The organism is Nonomuraea sp. NPDC003201, from assembly GCF_053590415.1.
On sequence record NZ_JBSFTC010000495.1, the window covers coordinates 1 to 5,571 of the forward strand.

General features: G+C 71.9%; 6 protein-coding genes. 1 reads left to right on the plus strand and 5 read right to left on the minus strand.

Going from position 1 to position 5,571, the window contains the following annotated elements; all coding sequences use genetic code 11:
- Positions 1 to 235: 235 nt before the first annotated feature.
- The 4 genes from ACWDX9_RS58860 to ACWDX9_RS58875 all read right to left on the minus strand — a co-directional run bounded on the left by ACWDX9_RS58860 (position 236) and on the right by ACWDX9_RS58875 (position 4,287).
- Positions 236 to 562: a DUF5709 domain-containing protein gene (locus ACWDX9_RS58860; RefSeq protein ID WP_449972267.1), complete on the minus strand. Its 327-nt coding sequence runs from the start codon at positions 560 to 562 to the stop codon at positions 236 to 238.
- Between the two features lie 33 nt (positions 563 to 595).
- A complete protein-coding gene (locus ACWDX9_RS58865) occupies positions 596 to 1,159 on the minus strand; it encodes a hemerythrin domain-containing protein (protein WP_431910909.1) in 564 nt (187 codons plus the stop codon).
- Positions 1,160 to 1,194: 35 nt separating this feature from the next.
- Positions 1,195 to 2,448 carry an MFS transporter gene (locus ACWDX9_RS58870; RefSeq protein WP_449972272.1) on the minus strand — a complete coding sequence of 418 codons (1,254 nt, stop codon included), beginning with the start codon at positions 2,446 to 2,448 and terminating at the stop codon, positions 1,195 to 1,197.
- A 105-nt stretch (positions 2,449 to 2,553) separates the two neighbouring features.
- Positions 2,554 to 4,287, minus strand: a complete 1,734-nt coding sequence (locus ACWDX9_RS58875) for an ABC transporter ATP-binding protein (protein ID WP_449972275.1) — start codon at positions 4,285 to 4,287, stop codon at positions 2,554 to 2,556.
- 70 nt (positions 4,288 to 4,357) lie between these two features.
- Here ACWDX9_RS58875 and ACWDX9_RS58880 point away from each other — a divergent pair, with 70 nt between their 5' ends.
- Positions 4,358 to 4,777 (plus strand): MarR family winged helix-turn-helix transcriptional regulator, encoded by a 420-nt coding sequence (locus ACWDX9_RS58880; RefSeq protein WP_449972278.1) that lies wholly within the window; start codon positions 4,358 to 4,360, stop codon positions 4,775 to 4,777.
- Between the two features lie 3 nt (positions 4,778 to 4,780).
- Here the strand turns inward: ACWDX9_RS58880 and ACWDX9_RS58885 are convergent.
- A partial coding sequence (locus ACWDX9_RS58885; protein ID WP_449972281.1) for an amidohydrolase family protein occupies positions 4,781 to 5,571 on the minus strand: 791 nt, incomplete at its 5' end.

Sequence of the window (5,571 nt, forward strand, 5' to 3'; positions counted from 1 at the left end):
GCCCGTGGGGGTACCTGCACGCCGAGCGCCCGCAGGCGGCGGCCGCCGACGCGATCATCGACGACCTGCACGCCGTGCTGCCCGTGCTGGAACGCCTCGGCTGAGCACGAGCGCTGGGACGTCTCGGCCGAGGCTCCGTGCCGGAACGCGTCGGCTGAGCGCCCGTGCTGGGACGTCTTGACCGAGCGCCCGCGCCGGAACGCCGCGCGAGCGGGGACGGCGGCGCGGGGACGGATCACGTGAGGTTCTCGTCGGAGTCGATGCGGACGGCACGCTCCTCCGCCGACAGGTCGTCCCCGCCGTCGTCGCCCCAATCGAGGGCGATCTCCTCGCCTTCCGTGTCGGGCGCCAGCCCTTCGTCCGGCTGGGTCAGCCGGTGCCTGGGGCGGGGCTCGTGGAGCCGGTCCCTGGCCTCGCGGCGAAGTCGTTCGTCGAGAGTGTCCCGGTGCTGGGGGTCGTCTTCCTTGACCTCGTGGTAGAGACCGAGATCCTCGGTCCACTCCTCGAACTCGATCGCCTGTTCGTCACTGAACCCGAACCGGTCAGGAGGTTTTTCGGTCATACGCGCCCCCTACCCAGGACGCGGCCCGAAATCCTATGACTTGGCCTTGCTTAGGGCTTGGGCCAACTCTTCCTTGTCCATGTGTGACCGTCCGGGAATGTCAGCCTTCTTGGCCCGTTCGTACAGCTCGGACTTGCTGGCGCCCTCCCGGGAGCCGGCCGGCGCTGCCTGCTTGGGGACGCTGAGCGCCTTCAGCTCCTCCGCCCTGCGCTCCTTGAACGCCTTGCCGAGCTCCCGCAGCCCCTTGTCGCCGACCGACTTCGCCAGCGCGGGAAGGATCTTGCTCTCTTCTTCCTCGACGTGGTGAGTGACGGACTCGACCAGTTTCTCCAGCGTCATGCGGAACTCGGGGGTGCCGGGCTCGGCCCGTACAAGGGCGTCGAGCAGGATCTCGGCCTCCTTGTGCTCCTCGACGCTGTGGTGGGCGTCGATGCGCGGATATACCCGGTCCTCCTCGGCCCGCGAGTGCGCGATCAGGAGGGCGTGCAGCTCCGTCACGATGGCCTTCTGGTTGCCCTGACCCGTCTTGAGCCGTTCGAAGAGCGATTCCACGGTCCGGTGGTCTTTGGTGATCAAGGTGATGACGTCGGTTGCCATGGGGCCACCGCTACCCGCGGGACCGGGGTTCAGTCTCAGGCGTTCTCGAGGGCGGGGCGCGGCCGTACCGCCTGCCTGAGCGTCCGGCCGGACAGCCGGGCCAGCCCGGCGGCCGCGAGCAGCGCGGCCGCCACGCACGACACCCCGCCGATCTCCAGAGCGGCCCGCGGTCCGAGCGTGTCGCTGAGCCAGCCGAGCAGCGGCCCGCCGAGCGCGCCCGACCCCGCGCTCACGATGGACAGCGTCGCGATGACCCGGCCGCGCATCGGCTCGGGGGTGTCGAGCTGCGCGCGGGCCGAGACGGTCGTGTCGAGCGCCACCGCGCCGGCCGCGATCGGCAGCAGCACGGCCGCGAACGTCCACAGCTGCGGCATCAGCCCGCTCAGCGCCTGCGCCACCCCGGTCACGAACGCCGTGATCAGCAGCAGCCGGAGCGTGAGCCGGGGCCGGGCGGCCGCCAGGAAGCCGCCGAGCACGGTGCCGACGGCGAAGACCGTGGACAGCAGGCCGTAGCCGGGGGCGCCCGCGTCCAGGGGGCCGGCGCTCATGGCGGCCATGGTGACCTGGTAGTTGCGCCCCACGCTGCCCAGCACGAACCACAGGGCCAGCACGACGAGCAGCCACGGGGTGCGCAGCACGTACCGCAGGCCCTCGCGCACCGAGCCGCCCCGCCGCTCGGAGGGCGTGAGCAGGTGGAACTCCTCCCGGCGCATGGCCAGCACCGCCGCGACCACCACGAAGAAGCTGGCGGCGTTGATCAGGAACAGGCCCTTGTTCCCCGTGAACGGCAGCAGCACGCCCGCCAGGCTCATGCCCAGGATGCGGCCCGCGGAGTTGAGGACCGAGCCGAGCGCCATCGCGTTCGGCAGGTCGGCGGGCGGCACCACCTCGGCGCCGAACCGCCCGAGCGCCGGCCCGCCCAGCGCGTTGACCACCCCGCCGGCCAGCGCCACCCCGTAGATCGGCAGGACGGACTGGGCCCCGGTGACCGCGATCATCGCCAGCACGGCCGCGAGCGCGGCCTGCGCGAGCTGCGCGGCGATCACGACCGGGCGGCTCGGCAGCCGGTCGGCCAGCGCGCCGCCCCACATGCCCAGCAGCAGCGTCGGCAGTGCCTGCATGACGAGGCTCAGCCCGACGCTGGTCGCCGAGCCGGTCAGCGTCAGGATGAGCCAGTTGACGCCCAGCACCTGCATCCAGGTGCCGGTCACGGAGATGAGGTCAGCTCCTGCCCAGAGCCGGTAGTTGTGGTGCCGCAGCGCTCTGAACGTGGAGGAAGAGGGAGACAAAACGGGGTCCTAGCCTTCGAGATACACCGGGGGGTCAAACGCGGTCCTCGCAGGGGGAGATTCCGGTCTGACCAAAGTGTGAGGCAGGACACGCCCGTTTGAAGTTTAGACGAGCTCGAGCGGATGATCCCTGCTCGCCAGCGCCGCGTAGTGGCCGGCGCGGGCCATCAGCTCGTCGTGGGTGCCGCGCTCGACGATCTTCCCGCCGTCCAGCACGACGATCTGGTCCGCGTCGCGGACCGTGGACAGCCGGTGCGCGATCGTGATGGTGGTACGGCCCCGCGCCAGCGCGTCGAGCGCCTCCTGCACGGCCCGCTCGGTCTGCGTGTCCAGCGCGCTGGTGGCCTCGTCGAGGACCAGCACCGGCGGGTTGCGCAGCAGCGTGCGCGCGATGGCCAGGCGCTGCTTCTCGCCGCCGGAGAACCGGTAGCCGCGCTCGCCCACCAGCGTGTCGTAGCCGTCGGGCAGCGAGGCGATGTGGTCGTGGATGCGCGCCGCCCGCGCGGCCTCCTCCAGCTCCTCGTCGGTGGCCGACGGCTTGGCGAAGCGCAGGTTGTCGGCGATCGAGGCGTGGAACAGGTACGTCTCCTGCGACACCACGCCGACCGCCTCGCTCAGCGTGTCGAACGTCAGCTCCCGCACGTCCACCCCGTCGATCGTGACCCGCCCGCCGGTGACGTCGTAGAGCCTGGGCAGCAGGTAGCTGAGCGTGGTCTTGCCCGAGCCGGTCTCGCCCACGACGGCCAGGCTGGCGCCCGCCGGGACCTTGAGGTCCACGCCGGTGAGGGTGGGGGTCTCGCCGTACGAGAAGTCGACGTCCTCGAAGCGGACCTCGCCGCGCACGTCCTTGAGCTCCCGCGTGCCGGGACGGATGTCCACCGGCAGGTCCAGATACTCGAAGATCCGCCCGAACAGCGCCAGCGAGGTCTGCACCTCGACGCCCAGCCGCAGCAGCGAGACCATCGGCCTGAACAGGCTGGCCTGCAGGGTCGTGAAGGCCACCAGCGTGCCGACCGAGATCGCGCCCGTGTGGCCGACCGCCCAGTAGATCACCGCGGGCATGGCCGCCATGACGATCTGGATGGACGACTGCCGCCAGCGTCCCGCCATGCTCGTCCGCACGCCGAGGTCGGCCAGCTCGTCGGAGGCCCGGCCGAAGCGCTCGGTCAGACCGTCGGAGCGGCCCATGGTGCGGCCGAGCAGGATGCCGCTGATCGACAGCGACTCCTGGACCATGGAGGCGATGCTCGCCAGCTTGCGCTGCCGCTCGTTGGTGATGCGCTTGCGCTCGCTGCCGACCTTGCGGCTGATCCACACGAACACCGGCATGAGCAGCAGCGAGACGACCGTCAGCCGCCAGTCGAGCGCGACCATGGCGACGATCGTGGCGATCACGGTGGTGAGGTTGGAGACCAGGGAAGAGGCGGTCGAGGTGACGACCGACTGCATGCCGCCGATGTCGTTGGCGATGCGCGACTGGACCTCGCCGGTCCTCGTGCGGGTGAAGAACGCCAGCGACATGCGCTGCAGGTGGCCGTAGACGGCGATGCGCAGGTCGTGCATCACCCGCTGGCCCACGGTGGTGGACATCAGCGTCTGTACGACGTCGAACACGCTGGTGATGACCGCCACCGCGATCATGCCCAGGGCCAGCAGCGCGAGCAGGCCGGCGTCCCTGCTGGGGATCGCCACGTCCAGCACCTCGCGCAGCAGGAAGGGCGAGGCCAGCGACACCAGTGACGACAGCAGGATGAGGGAGCCCACCAGGGCCAGACGGCCGCGGTAGGGGCGGAACAGCTTGATGATGCGCCCGAGGGGCGCGCGTGGTTCCTCCGCCAAGTGGCGCCTCCTTTCAGATGTCCACTCAAACAGAGGTTAACTCATATTTGTTCCGGCTAAACTTATCGACATGGGAGAAAAGGAGCTCGCCGAGCTCTTGCACCTGGTCAGTCGGCGGTTGCGGCGCGGGTACGTGGACCGGCTGGTCCCGCTGGGGCTCAACCCGGGGCAGGCGCGGGCCCTCCGGGCGCTCGCCGAGGCCCCGGAGCCGCTGCGGATGGTGCGGCTGGCCGACGAGCTGCGGATCGTGCCGCGCTCGCTCACGCCGGTGGTGGACGCGCTGGAGGAGGCCGGGCTGGCGCGCCGCGAGGTGGATCCCGCCAATCGCCGCTCCACGTTGGTGGTGATCACCTCCGAGGGGCGCCGGATGGCCGAGCGCGCCCGCGAGGCCCGCCGGGACGCGGGTCAGGACCTGTTCACGGTCCTGACGGAGGAGCAGCGCGACCAGCTCCGTGACCTGCTGGGCCTGGTGGAGTCCCAGTTCCGCTAGCGATCAGGCCGCGGGGAGGACGGTGCCGCCGAGGACCGTGCCGAGGCAGGGCGGCTGGGCCAGGAGCGCGGCGTACGGGTAGCGTCCGCGGGCGTCGAAGACGGCGAAGTCGGCGCGGGTCCCCGGGGCCAGCGACCCGATGCGCCCCTTGCCCCGATGCATCCCCAGCGCCCGGGCCCCGCCCATGGTCGCGGCCGCCACCAGCCTGCCGTCCAGCCCCCGGGTCCGGAGCCCGAGCTCGCGGGCGTGCTGCCGGATGCCCCGCGCCACCCCGAGCACCCCGCCGGTGCCGCCCGTCGGACCGCCGTCGGCCCCGGTGCCGAGGGCGACGGTGTTGCCCTCGTCGAGCAGGGCCAGCACGTCGGGGGCGGGCGACGCGCAGACGGCCACCACGGTCTTGCGCAGCCGCAGCAGCTTGCGCTCCCCGGGGTCCAGGGGCCGGGAGACCGCCACGTGGCACAGCGGCCCCAGCACCCCCGCCTCGTCCAGCGCGGCGGGGGAGTGCCGGTCCAGATCGACCAGCAGGCGCAGCCCGAACGTCCTGGCCAGCACCGCCACGTCCTCCAGCACCTGCGGGTCCGGCGTGTGCGCCGCGATCCCCACCGGGCAGGGCCGGTCGACCTCGCGGATCGCCGTGATCACCGCGTCCCGCCCGCGGGTCTCCCACTCCTCCTCGCTCGCGCTGGTCACCTCGATGTACGAGATCCCGGGCACCCCGGCGGGCTCGGCCAGGTCGGAGACCACCCCCGCCCGCGCCGTCACCCCGGGTCCGGCGGCCGGCCCGGAGGCGGACC

Bases quoted from the DNA above. Each gene is read 5' to 3' on its own strand.
- ACWDX9_RS58860 (WP_449972267.1), bottom strand. From the start codon at position 562: ATGACCGAAAAACCTCCTGACCGGTTCGGGTTCAGTGACGAACAGGCG.
- ACWDX9_RS58865 (WP_431910909.1), bottom strand. From the start codon at position 1,159: ATGGCAACCGACGTCATCACCTTGATCACCAAAGACCACCGGACCGTG.
- ACWDX9_RS58880 (WP_449972278.1), top strand. From the start codon at position 4,358: ATGGGAGAAAAGGAGCTCGCCGAGCTCTTGCACCTGGTCAGTCGGCGG.